Raw genomic sequence first — 21,131 nt, 5'->3', positions numbered from 1 at the left:
AAGTTGCTCAAATCTGTTAATATATTTAAAATAAAGTATAAGATTAGTAAACTTCGATTGAACAGATGGACAAAGTGAATAAACTTACGAGTATAATTATACCTGTAAAAGATGAATCAGAAGGTATTGATCACCTTTTTAATAGATTAATGCCAATTTTAAATCAACTGCCGACTAATTATGAACTAGTATTTATAAATGATGGAAGTAATGATAACACCTTAGAGCTTCTTCTAGAAAAACAAAAAAGTATTCCAGAAATTGCTATCGTTGATTTATCCCGTAACTTTGGTAAAGAAGCTGCATTATTCGCCGGTTTTGCCAACTGTAAAGGTGATGCTGCTATTTCTATTGATGCAGATCTACAAGATCCACCTGAGCTTATCCTAGAGATGGTTGAGCATTGGCTAAATGGCTATGAGGTTGTAACTGCAGTTAGAGAAAATCGTGATACAGATACTTCAACGAAGAAGCATACAGCAGGACTTTTCTATACAGTCATGAACAAGATTAGTGAAACTAAACTTACTCCTAATGCTGGAGACTACAGGTTATTGAATAGAGCAGCAATTAATGCTTTTCTTGAGCTAAAGGAGAAGGTACGTTTTAACAAAGGTCTTCTTACATGGATAGGCTTCAAGGAAAAAATTGTCTACCATGCTAGAGAAGAAAGAGTTGCTGGACAGACTAAATGGAACTACTGGAAACTATTTAAATTCTCTATAGATGGTATTACAAGCTTCAGCCGTGCACCATTAGAAATATGGTCTTATATTGGTGTTTTTGTTGCTTTTATGAGCTTTTTGTACGGCTCATTCTTTATATTAAAATCTCTTATTTTTGGTATAGATGTTCCCGGCTACCCATCTCTAATAACTTTTATACTATTCTTTAGTGGATTACAGATGATTGGTATAGGAATGTTAGGAAGTTATATTGGTAGAATATTTATAGAAACAAAACATCGACCTTTATATATAGTGCGTGAAGTGCACAGATCTGAAAAATAATTTCTTTTAAGCTTTTAATCTAATACCCTTATCTAACAAATACCAACAAGCGTAATATAGTATAAATGTAAAAGCCACTATCGCTCCAAATGCGTAATATGGATTAACTGTAGAAACTCCCAAAAACCCAAATCTCACAAAATCAACTATATAAAATAATGGATTACATGATGAAATGAAATGCCAAAATCCGGTAAGATTGTTTATATTGTAAAATACTCCACCTAAGTATATTAGTGGCGTTAGAATAAATGTAGGGAATATCGTAGTATCATCAAACTTTTGTGAAAATATTGCATTTATCAGTCCACCAAGTGAAAATAATGCTCCACAAAAAACAAACCCAGCCAAGACAAGAGGTAAATTATGTATAGCACTGAAACCACCTAACAAGAATGCTGCAATACTAACAAATATACCAACCAAAAAGCCTCTAAAAATTCCACCAGAGATATATCCAAGCACAATCACATGATTACTAACAGGTGATACTAATAGTTCTTCTATAGCTTTACTAAAGCGAATTCCAAAAAAAGAACTTACTACATTACCGTAAGAGTTCTGAATCACTGCCATTATTATCAAGCCAGGTGTAATATACTGCATATAAGTAATACCGTCATCCATCATACCTATACGTGAGCCTACAACCTTACCAAATATCAAAAAATACAAAATTATCGTTATAACTGACGGTAGTAATGTTTGTGGCCAAATTCTAAAAACTCTTTTACACTCACGATCCAAAATTGTGATATATGTTATCCAAAAATCTCTTAAACTCATAAATTCACCTACTTATTTCTTGCTACTTCTATAAATAGCTTCTCTAATTTTGCCTCTTTTGATCGCACATCTAAAACATCTAAATCATATTTACTTGTTAATTCTGCAAATATATTATTAAGTACAACCCCCTTAGTAACTTCAACTTCAATTGTATAATCATCTATTCGCTTGACTTCACCAAGATCTAGTTTCAAATCATGCTGACACTTTTCTTTAAGATCAAAAATATAAGTATGCTTATCGGCTGACTTTAAAAAAGTCTTCATATCAGTATTAACACATAATTTACCTTTATGAATTAGTGCGATATGTTTACACATTGACTCAGCTTCTTCTAAATAATGTGTTGTAAGGATAATTGTCAAACCTTCTTTGTGAAACTCTGAAATCATTTCCCACAGTGAGTTTCTAAGCTCAACATCAACACCTGCTGTTGGCTCATCAAGGATAAGAAGTTTAGGTTTATGTATAAGAGCTCTAACAACCATTAATCGTCTTTTCATACCACCAGATAAAAATCTGACTTGAGTATTTCTTTTCTCATAAAGATCTACTTTCTTTAAGAGCTCTTCAGCATAAGGTATAGCTTCTTTTTTAGAGATGCCAAAAAAGCCTGCTTGGGTAACAAGGATATCCATTGGCTTCTCAAAGATATTTAGATTAATCTCTTGAGCCATTACACCTAGATGCTTTCTCGCTTGGATATAATCTTTATCGATATCATATCCAAAAATTTTTATTTGTCCTGAAGTTTTGTTTACAAGTGATGATATCATTCCTAGAGTTGTTGATTTACCGGCTCCATTAGGTCCTAAAAGAGCAAAAAAATCGCCTTTTTTAACTTCAAAGCTAATATCATCAACCGCTTTCAAACCACCTTTATAAACCTTAGTAAGATTTTTTATTTCTAACGCGTTTTGATTGTCCATAATAATTAATTATTTAGAAAAATATCTGCATATTATAGCACTTCAGAATTTTTTTTTGGAAACTTATAAGACAAACTCTAGAAATAAAAAATTATAATTTTCTCAGCTTAATAATAGCGTTTTCATCCGCATAATCAGGTCTACTGCCATCTAAACCTTGAGCTAAAAGGTAATAATCGTTAACTGGCGTACTGGTACAGTTACCATCCATATCGCACTTAGAACTCTCATTTGTCTCATCAATTATTAAAGATGTAGATGCCGAAGCATACCAAGGATTATTCATCTTAATCACCGCCACTTCTCTATCTTCATTTGCTGAAATCACAGGGAAAGTAGCTTGACCCGAACCATCACATGACACTACTACTTTTTGCTTACTAGAGATACTTAGAACCTTACAGTTCGGATCTATTGACGAAGCATTACCAAAGTATAATTCATCAGCAAGACCATCACTGACTTGCACTTCGAAATTTGCAGCTGCACATCCTAGAAATGGTACAAATAATATACTAGCTACAGCCACTTTCTTTAGAATATTTTTTCTCATTAATAACTCCTTTATATTTTATATTAAATTTAAACACTTAAACAATTAAGCATCTCGATCATATATTATAATTTAATATTAATTATTTAATAGGTGTTTTTTGAAGTTCCTGAAATAAATAATAGAGATATTACAAACCTTTAATGTGAAAAATTCTAAAATAGCATCATCAATATACTAAAACCAACAACTACTATAAATATTGGTCGCACTAATTTTGAACCTTTAAGTATAACCATTCTCGAACCAACAATCCCACCAAAGAAACTACCAACAGCCATTAACAATCCAAATGCTATATTTACCTGACCAGATAAAGCAAATACAGCTAAAGAAAATAGATTACTTTTTAGATTAAGAACTTTCGCGTATCCTGATGCCTGTAAAAATGTATAACCAAGAAAATAAACTATAGCGATAATCCAAAAATTACCTGTTCCGGGACCAAAAAAGCCATCATAAGCACCCAGTATAAAACCAAATATTGTAAAAAAAGTCACCTCTGACATTCTTTTTTTACCTTGATTAACACCTAAGTTTTTATTCAAAATACTAAAGATAAAAACAACTATCAAAAGAATCGGAACCAAAGTATTCATAAAATCATTATGAATAACCAAGGTTAATATAGTGCCCAAACAAGCACCAATAAATCCTGCAATAAGTCCTCTTAGAACTGTTTTGATGTTAATCAAACCACTTTTATAATATTTCAACACCGCCATGGCTGTACCGATACTAGCTTGAAACTTATTTGTACCTAGTACTGTTACAATTGGCAAACCTGTCATACTTAGAGCTGGTATACTTATCAACCCCCCACCTCCAGCTATAGCATCAATGAAACTTGCCAAAAAACCCATAGATACAACAAATAGACATAAAATATAAAAATGCTCGGAAAAAAATTCAACCATTTACAAACTATAATCATATAAGATAGACTGACTCAATATTACAATATATTTGGTTGCAATACTGCTAAATAAATACAAATTAGACCAACTTACTCTCACAATACTTCTAAGGGGTTAATATCTATGTTTGATACAGATAACAGAAGCAAAAGAATACTCTTCATGTCACACTGCTTATTAAATCAAAATGTAAAATTAGATCATCTCGCATCTAGACCTGGCGCACTTCCTTTAGTAATGGGAGAAATAATAAATTCTGGAGTTGGGATTGTACAGATGCCTTGTCCAGAGTTATTAGGACTAGGGATTGATAGACAGTGTGTTAAAGATACTACTACTGATGATATTAAGAGTGAAAAGACAAGAGTTTCAAAACTTATGGCAAATCAAAAACAACTTTGTATAGATTTAGCTAAACACGTCATACTCCAGTTAAAACAGTATAAAGCGTACAATTTTGAAATTGTTGGGATTCTTGGTGTAAATATGTCTCCAACATGTGGTGTTGAAACTACTTGGGCTGACGACCAAGAAGTAGCCGGTAATGGTATTTTTATCAAAACATTAAAAGAAGAATTAGCTAAGGAAAATATACAAATTAATTTCACTGGCATAATACCTCCTCAAATAGAGGATTCAGTAAAGCGAGTAAAATCTTTTCTCAATAAATAAATTCATCCTACTATATTAATAAGTGTAACGCGAGCCAAACGGTCGGATTTTCTGTATATATAACCCAGTGCCTAGTATTTTTAGGGATAAATAAATGCTCTCCTTCATCCAAAATATAATCATTATTATCTAACCTAAGCTTTGCCATACCCTTAAGAACAACAACCCACTCATCATGACTCTGGATATACGGTTCATCTATAGGCGTAACCTGTCCATAAGATACAATCTTTTCTATATGAATACTATTATCTTTAAAGAGATCTATAAAAACCTCTTTTTCAGAGATTATGGGGTCAATATTATACAAATTAAGTTTATCACTATCTTTTTTCATCAAATTTTATATTTATGATCCTAAGTTTTTATATTTTTTATCGACTAAATAACCTTATTTATCAGCATCTTTTATGTATATATCAAGCTTAGGATACTCAATCCTTATATTATTATCTTTTAAAGCATCTAGTATCTTAAGTCTCAAATCACTCAATAAATATATCTTCACAGTTCTAAGACAATATGCTCTAACTGCTATCTCCATACTATACTCATCATAGCTGGTTAGTAAAAATTCAGGAGCTGGGGTTTTAAATATTCTTTTTTCTGATTCCACAACTTGTTTACAAACTTCTATAACTCTTTGAGGGTTTTGAGCATAAGAAATTCTTAAAGGTAAGACTAATCTAGATGTAGGATCTAATGTCTCATTAGAAACCACATTAGTTATCATGACATTATTAGGAACTATCAATGAATTATTATCAAAAGTCAAAACCTCTGTCGCTCTAATACTAATTTTTTTAACAACTCCGATCTCATTATTAACATTAACCCAGTCACCTATTTTTACAGGTCTTTCGATAAGCATAACTAAACCTGCAAAGAAATTTTTAACTAAATCTTGCATGGCAAAACCGAGACCCACTGACAAACCAGAAATAATAAATGTAATAGCTGTATTACTTATTCCTAAAGACTTAATAAACAAGAAAATTGCAATAACTACAAAAATGTATTTAATAATCGATAAAATTGCTTCACGAGTCCCCAGGTCCATGTTTGTATATGGAAATACTCTTTTATTAGCGACTAGAATAATAAACCTATAGATAAAAAATGCAACTATAATGACTAATATTGACTTCATTAGTGTAATAAGTGGAATTAATTGTAATCCTAAAATATCACCACCTTCATAAAAAAAAGTATTCCATATATCTTCTAATCTCTCAGACTGGATATTTAAACATAAAGGCAAAATAATCAAAAACATTACTATAGAGAGAATAAATATTAAATTTTTTATCCAATACCTTACTCCAGCTCGCTTAACCCCGCCGATAGCTGTCTCAGCAAGACTACGAATAACTACTACTCTAGTTTTATTACACATCAACATATCAACAATAATTACAGATACTTTATAAAAAACATAAATATATAATGATCCATATAAAATCTGATACATATCAAACCCTGCAGACATCCCAAAATTTGGATAACCTCCAAGAGTCATCATTAAAATACTAAACAACAATGTTCCCAACATGAAGTATTTAACTAAATGTACCACTCTTATATCTGACTTATTAGAAGTTGTAACCTTACCTAGTTTTATAAAAATACATACTATTGGTATCAACATTACCAACATAAAAAAGAAGACCAAAATTAATGCCTCCTCTCTAGAGAGTATTGACGTCAAGCTACCTCTTGTAAAGCTGACTAAGTTTGATCTGAATATGTACATAATCATACCAAAAGTAGAATAAGCAATTATAAACAAAGTCTTTAATAACTTAGATATGTAGATCTGTGCAAAATTTTCTAAAATAAATATCAAAAAAGCATAAATACCAACAACTTGGGATACTATGGTCATAACATAATAAGTATCCGATGAAATTATTTCTAAATACCTAAATAAATGCCCTATACCAAGAACAACCAACGGATACAACACTGCACTAAAAAGTAAGAAATAAATACCATTAAGCTTACGAGTTGCCTTAAATAGTTTCTTTTTTGTCTTCAATTTAGGGTTCTGAAACAAACACTTATCGAGAGAGAAAACTGTCTTTGAAAAAAAATACATTCCCAATAGAATAAGGAAAAACACAATATCTTTAATTACTTGAGTAATATTATCCCAGAATGTATGAAATGCAAAATACCATGCTTGTGGCTTCCAAAGAACATTATTCTTTTCAAACCTAAATTGATTGCGCAAATATGTTCTTATACTTGATATATGTTTTAGGGCATTTTCTATGTTCAGATGTACCTCTTTCAAAAGTACTAGCTCGTTTAATATCAGCGCTCTCTTTCGAGTATACTCTTTTAGCTTAACATTTAGGTATTTGTTATTTTCAACTCTCTCATTTATAAACTCCGAAAACTGCTCATTTTGATATTTGCCATCAATAAATCTCAGAATACTATCAACTCTTTCAAGTCGAGTATTTAGTTCAGCAATATGCTTACTTATAAAAGATCTGTCTTTAAGAAGCTTACTTCTTTGATACGATAGTGTTTGCTCATTGTTAGATTCTTTGGAGTTATAAATAGACTCTGCAAATAAATTAATCTGTGATATTTTTTGATTTAGCTGCCCATCTTTATTAAGTGTATTTGCCTGAAGATACCCTAAACTCAACAGTAAAATCAGAAAGCAACAAAAAAATCTATTCATAAAAAATAAAAAACTATAAGGTATTAATTCATAGTAACACAAAAGTGCGCCTTAAAAGAATTTACAAAACTAAAATTTAAAAATCTCACAGGTATTTTTGTAGGTTTGCTTAGCAACCACATCATAAGATATTTCTTTAAGATCCGCCAAAAACTGAGCCACATATTTAACATACTCTGGATAGTTTGGTTTACCGCGCAAAGGTACTGGGGTTAGATAAGGTGCATCCGTTTCAATCAATATTCTATCTAATGGCAACCTTTTGGCAGTTTCTTGAATATCCTTTGCATTTTTGAAGGTTAAGATACCAGAAAATGATATATACATACCCATATCAATAGCTTTTTTAGCCATATCATAATCTTCCGTAAAACAATGCAGTATACCTCCACATTTCTCTACGTTTTCGCTTTTTAGTATATCCAAGGTATCTTGTTTTGCAGATCTAGTATGTATTATGACTGGTTTATTTACTTCATTTGCTGCTTGCATGTGATTTACAAACTTTTCTACTTGAGCTTCTCTAGTGTCACTACCATTATAGTAGTAGTCTAAACCAGTCTCACCGATAGCAACACATTTATCATGTAGCGAGCGCGCTATTATATCATCCACAGTTGGCTGATATGTATCAAGCTCACTAGGATGAACTCCTACAGAATGGTAAATATTATTAAAATTTTCTGTAATTCTCTCTATATCAGCAATTTCATCCCATGCAACAGCTATTGAAACAATTTTTTCAACACCAGCACTTTTTGCATTATTAATAACCTGCTTGAGGCTTATGTTTTCTAGTTTCAAATAATTTAGATGACAATGCGAATCTACTATCATAAAACAGTTTTATAATTTATCAAATGATGTGAGGTATTATAACAATTTAAAGATAAAAGAGACATCTTACTTCTTATTTTCCAAGTTCTATCTTATTCCCATACCTAATCAAACACATCTGACAAGCTATATTTGTTTTATGATCAAGACCAATCACAAGAGACTTTTAAATTGTAAGTTTATAGATATAAGACTACAATTAAATAGTAATTTAACAGTTAATTAAAAGAGATTTTTAAATTTGGATTACACATTTTAACTTTTAAAACTATTATCATATCACTAAAAACAAAATTAGCTGATTTTTAATCAATATTAGGAGAGTTATGTCTACAGATAAACAAATTGAGTTACAAAAAGAAATGGGGCCCAACTGGTTTGCCTCAGTAATGGGTACTGGCATTATCGCAAATGCTGCTGTCGGACTACCTCTTATTGGGAAGAGTTTAACAGGTTTTGCAACTATTATTTGGCTTATTGCATTTGCTATGCTTATCTTTATGACTATTTTTAAAAGTTACCAAACAATAACTAAACCACAAATTATCAAACGTCAATTCAATGATCCAGTAATGTCGCAATTTTTTGGTGCTCCCCCTATGGCTTTTTTGACCATAGCTGGTGGTACATTGCTACTAGGACCTAACCTTTTTGGTCAACAGTTAGCTCTAGATATTGCATGGCCACTTTTTTGGATTGGTACTATTAGTGGTATTATTACTGCTGTTGTTATCCCATATCGTTTATTTACATACAATGAGGTACATGCAGATGCTGCATTTGGTGGCTGGCTAATGCCTGTTGTCCCACCAATGGTATCGGCAACTATTGGCTCAATGTTCCTTAAATATATGCAACATGGCGAAGCACAGCAAACATTGCTCTATGGTATGTATGCTTGCTTTGGCCTTAGTCTGATAGCTTCACTTATTATTATAACTCTAATTTGGAATCGCTTAGCTCACTCTGGCACTTCAGGTAGTGCAAGAGTCCCGACATTATGGATTATACTAGGTCCATTAGGTCAATCAATTACAGCTGCAGGATGTTTGGGTACTGCAGCTGTGTTTACAGTTAGTGAGCCTATTGCGACAGGTATGAATGTCATGGCTATTCTTTATGGTGTACCAGTTTGGGGGTTTGCTATGCTGTGGTTCTTCATAGCTACTTTGCTTACTTTAAGAGCATTACAAAGAAAAATGCCATTTGCATTAACATGGTGGGCATTTACATTCCCGGTTGGTACATGTGTTACAGGTACTACACAACTATCTCTACATACAGGTTTAACCTTCTTTCAGTTTGCAGCAATAAGTTCTTTTGTTGTTCTATTATTTGCATGGACTACAGCGGCTGTAGGCACAATTAGAGGCGTAAAAAACGGTAAATTACTCCACAATCCGACTTCTGTTGTTCATATCAAAGCGAAGAAGAAATAAGAGAATCAAAGTGTATTCTCCTTTATATTATCCATTCTCAAAATTATCCATACTACTAAAATAATCTGAGCTAATGCTGCTGTAACAACCACATGATAATATGTTTGCGTAAAGACATTTAGGAATCTACTTAACCAATGATGACTAATATCATATCTATAATATAAGTCATAAGTTATAGTAAATATAGTTAGGGCAAATGCCGATGAAATCATATTTCCTGAACTTTTGAGTGTATTGACACTATCTAACTTATTTTTATCCGCTACAGTATACATTACTGCATTTGATGATGTCTGATATAAACCTAACACAAATCCATACCCCATAGCGACTGCACAGAATGTAATATAATTATAGTGAATATCAAACAAAATTGAGATTAACATCACTGAAGATACACCTAGCAAACCTAACACCATACATATTCTATAACCATAGAAATAAACTATATGTTTAGCAATTTTTTTAGAAAAAATAGTACCAATCATCAAACATACGGACATAATAGATATGTATATAGTATTCAAATGGCTAAGATGATATAAGACAACAGGCCAAGCAAAAAACACCCAGTAAGTTGTTAGTCTACACAAAAAATTTGAAACAAAGGCTATCGTAAAATTTTTATTACTAAAGATACTTAAATCAATTATTGGATTTCTAATTTTTTTGTATGTAATCGCATATAAAGATATCGATACAACTACACATATCGCAATATATATCTTAATTGACAAGTCAATCTCTTTTAAGAGAATCTCACTTAGCACAAAAAGTGCTGATATTGAAAAACCTAACAGACAAAGACCAACAAAGTCGATTCTCTGCTTTTGATTATTTGATATTTGTTTGGGGAAATATTTATATATAGCTAGAACTGCAAAGCAAGCAAATGGCACTTGCATCACAAATGCCAAACGCCATGACTCTGTTGATATAGATGCAAAAATACCTCCTATAATCTGTCCTGATATAGCCATTATCAAAGTATAGTTAGATAATGAAGCCGTTCCCTCAAGCATATTCTCCGAAAGTTTTAAGTAAGCAAGCATTGCTACAGGCGCTGAAAATGCTGCAAATAAGCCCTGAATTGCTCTGAATGCAAAAAGCTGAGTATCAGTCATCGCTAATCCAGATAGCAATGAAAATAATCCAAAACCAGATGCTGCAAACATTAATGTATATCTAAAGCCAATCTTCTCAGCCATCCATGAACTAAGAGGCAGAAACATCCCCATAACAATCATATAAATACTGATACCCGTCTTTAGAAATTCAGGTGTAGTATGAAGGCTTTCTGCTATCTTAGGTAAGATATTATTCATAACAGTTGTATCAATAAGATCCATACCCATAATAGTTATGATCGCAATTACTACAATATTAAAGTTAGGTTTTTTCATACACTAATTCTCTTTTGTATATAAAATTTATGAGATAGGAACATTATGAGAGTACAAGTTGATTACTTATAATAAGATGGTGCCGGAGGCCGGACTCGAACCGGCACTCTGTTGCCAGAACCGGATTTTGAATCCGGCGCGTCTACCAATTTCACCACTCCGGCAAGAGTAGCTGGTTATATATTACAGATCTTCAGGCCAATTATCAATCATTGTACCTAAAGATAAACCAAGTTCAGACAATTTGTCTTTGATCTCTGTCAATGACTTCTTACCAAAGTTTGGTGCTTTAAGAAGCTCATTTTCTGTTTTTTGTACAAGTTCACCGATTAATCTAATATTAACTGCTTTTAGGCAGTTTGAAGATCTAGCTGTAAGGTTTAACTCCTCAACATGCTTCAGTAAAACAGGGTTTATATCTTTAGTAGGATCTTCTACAAAAATCCCTTTGTTTATTTCTTCAACATCAACTATATTTCTCAATTGATTTTGAATTTTTGTTGCTGCTAGTCTTAGAGCTTCTTCACAGTTAATATTACCATTTGTCTTAATATTAAGCTCAAGCTTATCCAAATCTGTACGTCTACCTACACGAGCATCTTTAATCTCATACTCACAGAAAGATACCGGAGAAAAAGTAGCATCCAAAAGAAATTCTCCATCCTTGAAGTTTTCTTCAGCTTGTCTATAGCCAACACCTTTCTCTACTTTAGCTTCAATCTTGAGTTTCTTGCCACCATTATAGCTACATATAAATACTTCTTCTGTAATTGTTAAACCTTCAGATAGTTTAGCCTCTTCTGAAAAAACTTCTTCTTCTGAACCTGATAATTCAAAAGTAATAGTTCCAGACTCAATATCATCTACTAAAGTCACAGGTAAAGCTTTCACATTCAAAATGATATCTGCAACAGTCTCATCACAAGGAATTACATCCTCAAGAGAAGTAATCTTACCATCATTAATTTTAACACTAGTAACACATGCACCATAGATAGAATACAGCATAGTCTGTTTAAGCGCATAACCAAGTGTATAACCAACGCCTCTTTCTAGAGCCTCAAAAGAAAACTTAGTAGCATTTTTTGCATATTCATCAATTTTAATATTAGTAGGATGTAGTAAATTTTCCAATGCCATAGCAGTATAAAACCTAGTTATAATTTTATTAGATATAATTTAATTCCAAAGATTATAGCATACAAATACAAAATTTTAATAGCTTAATTATAACTTCTTGATTTTGTTTATGCTCTCTAGCTTCATTTTTATCTTAGATTCAAAACCAGCATTCGTAGGATTATAAAAAGCTTGACTAATATTTTTTGGCAAGTATTGCTGCACCACATAGGCATTCGGATAATTATGTGGATATAAGTAGTTACTATCTTTGTAGTTTTTTAGATGCTGAGGAACTTCAATATTGCCCAAACTTTTAACAATCTGTTGGGCATCTGCTAGCGCCTTGTAGCAAGCATTACTTTTGGGTGCCACTGTTAAATATATAGCTGCCTGCGACAAAACCAACCTTCCCTCTGGTATACCTAATTTTTCATAAGCATTCCAAGCATCTATGGCGACTCTCAAAGCTTGAGGATCAGCATTACCGATATCTTCAGATGCTATACAGAGCATTCTTCTTGCGATAACTAGAGGATCAGCACCATTATCTAACATTACACTCAGCCAAAATATAGCTGCATCAGGATCTGTACCTCTGACTGACTTGTGAAAGGCTGATAGTTGCTCATAGAACTCTTTACCCTCACGGTGAAAATCTCTTGATGCCTCACCAACAGCTTGATCAAAAAGATCGCTATCAAGATGAATATTGCTAGTTCTATCACTAATCAAAAACATCCTCTCAAGCAAGTTTAAAATTTTACGACAATCACCTTCACTATAGTTGTGTATAGCATTGTATAAATCATCATCAATTTCAAAAGAATGTTTTGCTAATAATTCATCCTTGGTTATAGCTCTTTGAATAAGCTTACGGGTATCTGAGATACTAAGCCTTTTCAATCGTAAAATAAATACTCGCGAAACTAGAGCATTATTTAAGTAATATGTTGGATTTTCAGTAGTTGCTCCAATTAAAATAATTTTGCCAGACTCAACATAAGGTAAAAGTAAATCCTGCTGTGATTTATTAAATCGATGAATTTCATCCAGAAATAATACAAAACTATCTAAATGTTGATTATCTGCGATTAATTTTTTAACATCTTTAACACCAGAATCAACTGCAGATAGCTCAAAAAATTCCAACTGTTTAGAACTAGCTATAATTTTAGCTAAGGTAGTTTTACCAACACCTGGTTTTCCACATAGTATCAGCGAGCAAACCCCATCTCCAGCCAAAATTTTTCTTAATGATCCATTTTTTGATAATATATGCTCCTGACCTATCACCTCCTCAATACTCTGAGGTCTTAATCGAGCTGCCAATGGAACATACTTCATATAAATAAATCCTTTTTTGATTTTAACTAAATCTTTTTATTGTCTAATCTATAACAATCTTGTACTTACGCTTAACAAGCTCATAAAGCATACCTTCACGCACTGCGCCATTAGACAACTTCATTTCAGAAACTCCAAGACAGTCAAAAATAGCATACAAAATCGCCACACCACCAGCCAAAACGCTCTCTCTATCTTCTCTCAAGCCCTCAAAACGAATATGCTCAACCTCTCGTTTATCCATCATCATTGTAATCAAATCATTAAGAAAATCCTTAGTAATAGTAGAGCCTCCTGTAATTTCTTGGCAAACACCAACAACTGATGTAATTGTCCCAGAAGAGCCTAATACACTACTCCAACCAACTTTTTTGTACTTGCGCAAAACAGGTAAGAGAATTTCTCTAGCCCTATCAGTAGCTGCGTAAAAGTTAGCAAAATCAAGCTTCTCATTACTAAAGTGATCTTTTTGCATACCTACACAGCCCATATCTAAACTACGAGCAATTAATATCTTATCACCTCTTCCAATTACAAGCTCGGTGGAACCTCCTCCGATATCTATAACTAATGTTTTTTGCTTTGCATCATGATTATCTCTAGCCCCAACATACACCAGACGCGCCTCTTCCGGACCAGAAATAATCTTAATTTTAGCCCCTAAGGCTTTATCTAATTTCTTTTTAAAACCTTTTATATTATTTTTAGCCTTTCTAAGAGTATATGTACCTACTGCTTTTACATGCTCAACTTTATATTTTTGAATTTCTTGAGCAAAAAAACCCAAGCATTCAATAGCTCTTTCTTGAGCATCTTTACTAATTGTTAGGTTATTATTAAGACCTGCTCTTAGCTGAACTTTTTGCTTTTGTTTTGATAATGTAACAACCTCACCGTCAGGCTTGATTTCACTTATCAACATATGAAAACTATTTGAACCTAAATCTACCGTTGCGACTATCTTTGACATATAAAACAAAAGCTTATTTTTGTAACTATCCCCATTATAAAAAAATATCTGTAAAATAGCTAAAAAATTTGTCTAAGAAGTTTTTTTGTTTATAATAACTAGCAATTAGTTTAACTTCTTATAAAATTATCAAAAATACAGCAGAAGCTTCTGCTTAATCAGTTTTAGAATCAAAAACTTAAAGGAAAATCAAAGCATGTCAAAATGTATCGATATATTAGATAGCCAGTTCGAAAGTGAAGTATTAAATAGTGATACTCCAGTATTATTAGATTTTTGGGCTCCTTGGTGTGGTCCTTGTAAGATGCTTTCTCCAATACTAGAACAAGTTGCCGAGCATTATGGCGACAAAGTTAAAGTATGCAAAATAAATATCGATGACAACGAAGAAACAGCAATGAAATTCGGTGTGCGTGGTGTACCAACTCTTATGGTTTTCAAAGATGGCGAAAATAAAGAAACTAAAGTTGGTGTAGTACAAAAAACTCAATTAATCTCAATCGTAGACAAATATCTATAATTAGTTAGATCAGTATTATTTTTTTATAAATAGAGAATCAAATGAACTTAAATGAATTAAAGTATAAATCTGTTAATGAGCTAATGGATATAGCTCAAAGTCTAGATCTTGAATCACTTCGTGCAAGAAAACAAGAACTTATCTTCTCAATTCTTAAATACCATGCCGATAAGGGTGAAGATATATATGGCGAAGGTATCTTAGAGGTCCTACAAGATGGCTATGGCTTCTTGAGATCTTCTGATAGCTCATATTTTGCATCTCCAGATGATATCTATGTTTCACCTGCTTTTATCAGAAAGCTAAATCTAAGAACTGGTGATAGTATTGTTGGCAAGATTCGTCCACCTCGTGATAATGAAAAATACTTTGCAGTAAAGCATATTGACAGTGTTAACTTTGATTCACCAGAATTAGCTAGGAAAAAAATCTTATTTGAAAACTTAACTCCTGAGTATGCTAAAGAAAGGCTAACTATGGAAATAGGGAATGGTTCAAATGAAGATATTACAGCAAGAGTCATCGACTTAGCTGCTCCATTTGGTAAAGGTCAGCGTGGTCTAATTGTTGCCCCTCCAAAAACTGGTAAAACAATTATGATGCAAAATATCGCAACATCAATTGCTAAGAACCATCCTGAATGTAATCTAATCATGCTACTGATCGATGAGCGTCCTGAGGAAGTTACAGAAATGCAACGCTCAGTGCGTGGTGAAGTAGTAGCATCTACTTTCGATGAGCCAGCAGCTCGTCATGTCCAGTTAGCTGAAATCGTAATTGAAAAAGCAAAAAGACTGGTTGAACACAAACAAGATGTAGTAATTCTACTTGACTCAATCACAAGACTTGCACGTGCTTATAACACTGTATCACCAGCTTCTGGTCGTGTACTATCTGGTGGTGTAGAGGCGAATGCTCTGCAAAAGCCTAAGAGATTCTTTGGTGCTGCGCGTAATACTGCTGAAGGAGGTAGCTTGACAATCATTGCAACAGCTCTTGTAGAGACTGGCTCTAAGATGGATGAGGTTATCTTTGAGGAATTCAAAGGTACTGGTAACATGGAACTTCATCTTGATCGTAAGATTGCAGAGCGTCGCGTATTCCCTGCTATTAGTTTTGATAGATCTGGTACGCGTAGAGAAGAGCTTCTTACAACTCCAGAAGAACTACAGAAACTTTGGGTACTACGTAAGATTCTTGGTGGTATGGAAGATGTTCAAGCTATGGAATTCTTGACAGAAAAAATGAAAGGTTCATTAACTAATGAAGAGTTCTTCGAAACTATGAAAAGAGGTGCTATTTAAATATAGGTCATTTTTTTATCTATCAACCTATTTTATCTTTTTATCATTCTTAGAAATCAAATTCGACAGGATTAAATTCAAATAGAAATTTAGTATTATTAGCTAATATTAGTGAATATTATTAATCAAATCAACACAACACTGATTTAGTTTCTTAGCTGATTCTTCAGTAGTGGCCTCTGTATAGCACCTTAACTCTGGGGCATTACCTGACGGCCTAAGATGGACAATATCTTGATTTGTCATAGTTACTCTAACACCATCTGTAGTATCGATATTTTCAATGCTGTTTTTACCATCGAAATGAGTAGATATAACCTTATCTAAAAGATCTGACTCGCCAGCTAATATTGATTTCAGGATTTCTTGGCTTTTTTCGGTGGCAAAATCATCAATCTTACTACTTGCTGTATATCGAGATGGTAAATCAAATAAAAGCTCTGAGACTGTTTTATTAGCATTAATAGATAGCATCATCACAGCAAGCATAGGTATCACCGCATCTCTTGTAGCTAATGCTTTTAGAACTTTGCCATCTCTTGATATATCACTAGCTAATAGAAATCCACCATTTGCTTCATATCCAACTACAGCATTTTGATTATTAGTAAGTAGCTCATTCATTGCAGCAATTACATATGGTGAGCCTATCTTAGTTCTAATCACATTATTAAAATAACCTATCTTTTCTGCTACAGTATTACTACTTACTGGTGTCGCGATAACATCAGCTTGAAGATATTTAGCTGTCAATACACCTAGAATATCGCCTTTTAACCAGTTACCATACTCATCACTAACCAGAGGCCTATCAGCATCGCCATCTGTTGATACAATACTATCAATTTCATACTCATTAGCCCACTGTTTTGCAAGCTTCACATCTTCTTGACGAATTGCTTCGGTATCTACTGATACAAATCTCTCTGAGAATCCTAGTAAGATAATCTTAGCACCTAGCTTTTCAAGAATTTCTTTAACTATCTTACGCCCTACAGATGAATGCTCATACAATCCAATAGTCTTACCCGACAAGCAATTTCGCGGGAAGAAATCTAAATATCTATCCACATACTGTACATGTGCTTGATTACAGATTTTTGGTAGTTCTACTTTTTGCAAAAACATCGCATTTTCATCAAAAGTATTATCATTAACCGTAATCGCTTGGCTTACAATCATTTCTTCATCCTCTTTGAGAACTTCGCCATAAGGAGTATTAAACTTGATACCATTTCTATCTTCTGGGATATGACTACCTGTAACCATAACTGATGGTATTTGATTAGTTATACCATATAGCATCACAGCTGGAGATGGGATCTCTCCACAGTACACTGGTTCATAGCCACTATCTTTGACTGCCTTAATCACAGCCTTAGTTATCCTAGGGCTACTATCACGCAGATCATGAGCTATAGCAACCTTTGAACCTTTGGTTATTGAGTACTTCTGCTCCAAAAACTGAATAAAAGCCTTAGTATATAGCCAACAAATTTTATCAGTCATTGCTACAACCAAGCCTCTAACCCCACTAGTACCGAACTTCACACCACTAGAGTTAATAACATCTTTTATAACTACTTTTTCCACACAAATCTCCCGAAATAATCTTATATACTTATAAATTTAGTTTTTCTTATAATAGTTTAACAGTCGACCTTTCAGTATTTCTAGTATTTTGGTGACATACTTAGTCGAAATACACAAATAATTTGCCTTGATACCATTTAGCTCTAGAGCTTTAATCGTTTCTTGGTTAATAATCTTTTTACTCTGCAAATTACTAGTACTAACCCCACCTACCAACATATTAATTATACATTTATTTAAATATGTATACGAAAGTCTATTTACAAGCAAGAATCTCACAAAAATCTCATAATCGGCAGCAATCTTAAAATCTAAACGGTAGACTCCATATTTCTGATAAATAGCTTTTTTGACAAAAAGTGTCGGATGCGGTGGCATAATTCCAAACTTCAATCTATTTGGAGTAAAACGCTTAGCTGAGTAATAGCGCAGGATCTTGCCATCATCATTAACAAATTTCAAATCTGCAAAAAGCATATCTTTATCATTCTGCCTAAACGTGCTCACAATATTGTCTATAACATCACTATTACTATAGCAATCATCACTATTTAAAATACCAATGATATCCCCAGTTGCTAAAGCGATACCTTTATTCATAGCATCATAGATACCATCATCTGATTCGCTCACCACTTTTGATAGTTTAGACTGATACTTTGCTAATATATCCAAAGTGCCATCATAACTACCACCATCAACTATTATATATTCAATATCCTGATAGCTTTGTGAAATTACTGACTGAATTGTCTTTTCAATAGTCTCTGCAGAATTGTAACAAACTGTAATTATCGATACTTTCAAACTATCAACCTTCTAAAATATTTTTATAAATCTCTAACTGCTTAGCTATTATATAGTCATTTTGATATTGCTTTGCAGTATTTTTTGCATTTTGACTCATTAGCTCATAGTTACTATAGTCGTAAGAGTTTTGTATAGTTCTTTGTAAGTCATTTTTTGTAGTTATGAAGCCATTTTCTCTATTTTTGATAAAATCTCTACGCGTACCAATATCAAAACCAATAACAGGAACGCCAAAACTCATAGCCTCTATTATCGTCAAGCCAAATGTTTCATACAGTAGCGCTGGTTGGATTAGATACTTCGATTGTGAAATCAAAGATAGCGTCTCTTCCCTAGTACATTTCCCCTTAAAAATAATATTTTTAGATGAGTATTTATTAATTATCTCATCACTATCGGGACTATCGCCAACCACTGTCAACACAAACTTATCATCTAGAGATCTCCATGTATCTAAAAGCTCAAATATGCCTTTGGATTCTTCAAGCCTACCTACATAAATATAGTTTTGTTTAGTCTTTTGAGTATGCTGATCTACAGCCAAAGAGATACTATTTGGTTTGAGGATAATTTTATGGTTTGAAATACCAAGTTCTTTGACCTTTTGCCTTTGAAAATCAGTCAACACGAAATAATAATCAATATTCTTAAACATTTTGAAGAGCTTATAAAAACTAAATGCGACCTGAGCAACTAAGCTTTGTAATCGCGATTTCCTGTAGCACTTATTTTTTATACCAAAAATAGGCAATTTACTTTTGGTACATAATTCACATGCACCAAAGCCATCTCTATACAAAATACCAGATATACACCATAGTCTGTAATTGTGAAGTGTATGAACCACTTTAGCACCAGACTTTTTTGCAGCCTTAAAGACACTTGGTGTCAACAATGGAAAAAAATTATGCACATGAACTATATCAATATTGTTATCTCTAACTATCTTTTTAATATTTCGATAATGCTTGCGTGAAAACCATATTCCAAATAATAAGCTAAATTTGCTAATATCATCATTAGAAACCTGATATGCCAAAACATTATCTTCGCCATGTAATTCTCGCAAAGACTTCAACTCATTATCATAAACTATATCTTCGCCACCAATATTATTTGACTGATAGCGGTTATGGACAATCAAAATTTTCATAAATAAGCCTCAACTTGCTCAATATCCTTTGCATTTAGAGAGAATTTCTCCACACCAGTGATAAGCTCATGATATTTATCTGAGTTAATTGCTCGGATTAATGAAATTAGTCCATCAATATTTTGTGGGTCTATCCAATAACCATTTATATTATCTTTGACAATATCTCTAGCTCCACAGTTTTGGCTAATAATCACAGGCAAACCGAAATAAAACGCCTCCTCAACTACTAATCCCCATGGTTCAACCAAGCTAGGTAGCACAAAAACATCATGACTAAGAAATTCATTTTTAAGTTTCTTATTCTCAATAGCTGATTTAAACACAATGTTATCATTAGCATTTTTTTGTAAATACTCTCTCTCCCCGCCCTCTCCGATTATAGTTAGACTATAATCTTTTAGGCTATTAAATACCTGAACTAATATTTTTAAATTTTTAATCGCGGATAATCTTCCAACATAAAGAAATTTTTTGTGATATTCTCTTACTTCTTTATTGAAGCTTGGTTTATTGATAATACCAACACCTTTTGTAATTCTTATATCGCCACGATATCCAAGTTTTAGTAATAATTCTCGATGAAGAGTACCAGATGCAAAAACTGTAGCTATTCGCGATAGAAATATTTTTTTTATTAATGCTTGTATTCCTGTAGCCTTACTTTCATTAATAGTTGACTCAAGAGCTAGACAATTTTTGTTTTTACGATTAGCAAATATAACATACCAAAACTCACGCAAATCCCAACCACTTACTAACATTCTTTTATATTGAATACTTTTTAAGATACTTCTTAATCTTTTGATATTTGCTGAAGCGTTTCGCTGTTGTAAGTTGCCTGAGAATAAAACCTGATACTCAAAAGATACATTATCTAAACCAACAAAATCATCTGCTCTTTTTTCATTTGTATTCGAGGCTAAGAAAACAACAAAGATATTTAGCTTCTTAGCTAACTGATTATACAAGTTAACCTTATAAAAAGCTGGGATGTGAGTGACTATGACATAATCATACATGATATTTATCTTGCCTTTAATTAAATCTATATCTAACTATATGATA

20 protein-coding genes and 1 tRNA gene are annotated in these 21,131 nt (G+C 32.8%); 5 read left to right on the top strand and 16 right to left on the bottom strand.

All coding sequences use genetic code 11. The features are described from left to right. Positions 1 to 65 precede the first annotated feature (65 nt). The gene (locus F0R75_RS01415; protein WP_013922683.1) at positions 66 to 1,010 is read left to right on the top strand and encodes a glycosyltransferase family 2 protein; all 945 of its coding nucleotides are present in this window, start codon (positions 66 to 68) and stop codon (positions 1,008 to 1,010) included. A 6-nt stretch (positions 1,011 to 1,016) separates the two neighbouring features. Here the strand turns inward: F0R75_RS01415 and F0R75_RS01410 are convergent, their stop codons facing one another. From F0R75_RS01410 to F0R75_RS01395, 4 genes are all read right to left on the bottom strand, one after another. Beyond that, the gene (locus F0R75_RS01410) at positions 1,017 to 1,796 is read right to left on the bottom strand and encodes an ABC transporter permease (RefSeq protein WP_149368606.1); all 780 of its coding nucleotides are present in this window, start codon (positions 1,794 to 1,796) and stop codon (positions 1,017 to 1,019) included. A gap of 8 nt (positions 1,797 to 1,804) precedes the next feature. Then, positions 1,805 to 2,728 carry an ABC transporter ATP-binding protein gene (locus F0R75_RS01405; RefSeq protein WP_149368607.1) on the bottom strand — a complete coding sequence of 308 codons (924 nt, stop codon included), beginning with the start codon at positions 2,726 to 2,728 and terminating at the stop codon, positions 1,805 to 1,807. A gap of 91 nt (positions 2,729 to 2,819) precedes the next feature. Next, entirely contained in the window at positions 2,820 to 3,281 is a 462-nt protein-coding gene (locus F0R75_RS01400; RefSeq protein WP_149368608.1) for a hypothetical protein, read from the bottom strand. Positions 3,282 to 3,436: 155 nt separating this feature from the next. After that, on the bottom strand, positions 3,437 to 4,198 hold the full coding sequence (locus tag F0R75_RS01395) for a TSUP family transporter (protein ID WP_041263683.1): 762 nt from the start codon (positions 4,196 to 4,198) through the stop codon (positions 3,437 to 3,439). Between the two features lie 123 nt (positions 4,199 to 4,321). Here F0R75_RS01395 and F0R75_RS01390 point away from each other — a divergent pair, with 123 nt between their 5' ends. Further along, complete coding sequence (locus F0R75_RS01390; protein WP_149368609.1) at positions 4,322 to 4,870, top strand: CD3072 family TudS-related putative desulfidase; 549 nt, start codon at positions 4,322 to 4,324, stop codon at positions 4,868 to 4,870. Between the two features lie 10 nt (positions 4,871 to 4,880). Here the strand turns inward: F0R75_RS01390 and F0R75_RS01385 are convergent, their stop codons facing one another. From F0R75_RS01385 to F0R75_RS01375, 3 genes are all read right to left on the bottom strand, one after another. Next, the gene (locus F0R75_RS01385; RefSeq protein WP_149368610.1) at positions 4,881 to 5,207 is read right to left on the bottom strand and encodes a cupin domain-containing protein; all 327 of its coding nucleotides are present in this window, start codon (positions 5,205 to 5,207) and stop codon (positions 4,881 to 4,883) included. Between the two features lie 54 nt (positions 5,208 to 5,261). Continuing rightward, positions 5,262 to 7,565 (bottom strand): mechanosensitive ion channel family protein, encoded by a 2,304-nt coding sequence (locus tag F0R75_RS01380; RefSeq protein ID WP_149368611.1) that lies wholly within the window; start codon positions 7,563 to 7,565, stop codon positions 5,262 to 5,264. Positions 7,566 to 7,634: 69 nt separating this feature from the next. Beyond that, on the bottom strand, positions 7,635 to 8,402 hold the full coding sequence (locus F0R75_RS01375; RefSeq protein ID WP_149368612.1) for a TatD family hydrolase: 768 nt from the start codon (positions 8,400 to 8,402) through the stop codon (positions 7,635 to 7,637). Positions 8,403 to 8,728: 326 nt separating this feature from the next. Between F0R75_RS01375 and F0R75_RS01370 the strand changes: the two genes are divergently transcribed. Further along, positions 8,729 to 9,841: a TDT family transporter gene (locus F0R75_RS01370; protein ID WP_146420685.1), complete on the top strand. Its 1,113-nt coding sequence runs from the start codon at positions 8,729 to 8,731 to the stop codon at positions 9,839 to 9,841. Positions 9,842 to 9,846: 5 nt separating this feature from the next. Here the strand turns inward: F0R75_RS01370 and F0R75_RS01365 are convergent, their stop codons facing one another. The 5 genes from F0R75_RS01365 to F0R75_RS01345 all read right to left on the bottom strand — a co-directional run bounded on the left by F0R75_RS01365 (position 9,847) and on the right by F0R75_RS01345 (position 14,683). Next, positions 9,847 to 11,247, bottom strand: a complete 1,401-nt coding sequence (locus F0R75_RS01365) for an MFS transporter (RefSeq protein WP_149368613.1) — start codon at positions 11,245 to 11,247, stop codon at positions 9,847 to 9,849. 77 nt (positions 11,248 to 11,324) lie between these two features. After that, positions 11,325 to 11,411: transfer RNA gene (locus F0R75_RS01360), tRNA-Leu, on the bottom strand. A 19-nt stretch (positions 11,412 to 11,430) separates the two neighbouring features. Then, a complete protein-coding gene (locus F0R75_RS01355; protein ID WP_149368614.1) occupies positions 11,431 to 12,387 on the bottom strand; it encodes a DNA-directed RNA polymerase subunit alpha in 957 nt (318 codons plus the stop codon). An 87-nt stretch (positions 12,388 to 12,474) separates the two neighbouring features. Continuing rightward, positions 12,475 to 13,713: an AAA family ATPase gene (locus tag F0R75_RS01350; RefSeq protein ID WP_149368615.1), complete on the bottom strand. Its 1,239-nt coding sequence runs from the start codon at positions 13,711 to 13,713 to the stop codon at positions 12,475 to 12,477. Between the two features lie 43 nt (positions 13,714 to 13,756). Further along, positions 13,757 to 14,683 (bottom strand): Ppx/GppA phosphatase family protein, encoded by a 927-nt coding sequence (locus F0R75_RS01345; RefSeq protein WP_149368616.1) that lies wholly within the window; start codon positions 14,681 to 14,683, stop codon positions 13,757 to 13,759. Positions 14,684 to 14,879: 196 nt separating this feature from the next. Here F0R75_RS01345 and trxA point away from each other — a divergent pair, with 196 nt between their 5' ends. Both trxA and rho read left to right on the top strand, forming a co-directional pair. Then, on the top strand, positions 14,880 to 15,203 hold the full coding sequence (gene trxA, locus F0R75_RS01340; protein WP_004287297.1) for a thioredoxin: 324 nt from the start codon (positions 14,880 to 14,882) through the stop codon (positions 15,201 to 15,203). Between the two features lie 41 nt (positions 15,204 to 15,244). Further along, complete coding sequence (gene rho / locus F0R75_RS01335; RefSeq protein ID WP_004287296.1) at positions 15,245 to 16,507, top strand: transcription termination factor Rho; 1,263 nt, start codon at positions 15,245 to 15,247, stop codon at positions 16,505 to 16,507. 108 nt (positions 16,508 to 16,615) lie between these two features. Here the strand turns inward: rho and F0R75_RS01330 are convergent, their stop codons facing one another. From F0R75_RS01330 to F0R75_RS01315, 4 genes are read right to left on the bottom strand one after another with little or no spacing between them, the layout of a single operon-like run. Continuing rightward, positions 16,616 to 18,100, bottom strand: coding sequence for a phosphomannomutase (locus tag F0R75_RS01330; protein WP_149368617.1), 1,485 nt, complete (start codon positions 18,098 to 18,100; stop codon positions 16,616 to 16,618). Between the two features lie 36 nt (positions 18,101 to 18,136). Then, on the bottom strand, positions 18,137 to 18,907 hold the full coding sequence (locus F0R75_RS01325; protein ID WP_149368618.1) for a glycosyltransferase family 2 protein: 771 nt from the start codon (positions 18,905 to 18,907) through the stop codon (positions 18,137 to 18,139). A gap of 4 nt (positions 18,908 to 18,911) precedes the next feature. Continuing rightward, on the bottom strand, positions 18,912 to 20,063 hold the full coding sequence (locus F0R75_RS01320; protein ID WP_149368619.1) for a glycosyltransferase family 4 protein: 1,152 nt from the start codon (positions 20,061 to 20,063) through the stop codon (positions 18,912 to 18,914). Further along, positions 20,060 to 21,085 carry a glycosyltransferase gene (locus F0R75_RS01315; protein WP_149368620.1) on the bottom strand — a complete coding sequence of 342 codons (1,026 nt, stop codon included), beginning with the start codon at positions 21,083 to 21,085 and terminating at the stop codon, positions 20,060 to 20,062. The genes F0R75_RS01320 and F0R75_RS01315 overlap by 4 nt, the downstream gene beginning before the upstream one ends. Between the last annotated feature and the right edge of the window lie 46 nt (positions 21,086 to 21,131).

The sequence above is a fragment of the Francisella marina genome (genome assembly GCF_008369785.1).
Taxonomy (GTDB): Bacteria; Pseudomonadota; Gammaproteobacteria; order Francisellales; family Francisellaceae; genus Francisella; species Francisella salimarina.
The sequence above is the reverse complement of the archived record's forward strand: the minus strand, read 5'-3'. Positions and strand labels throughout refer to the sequence as shown.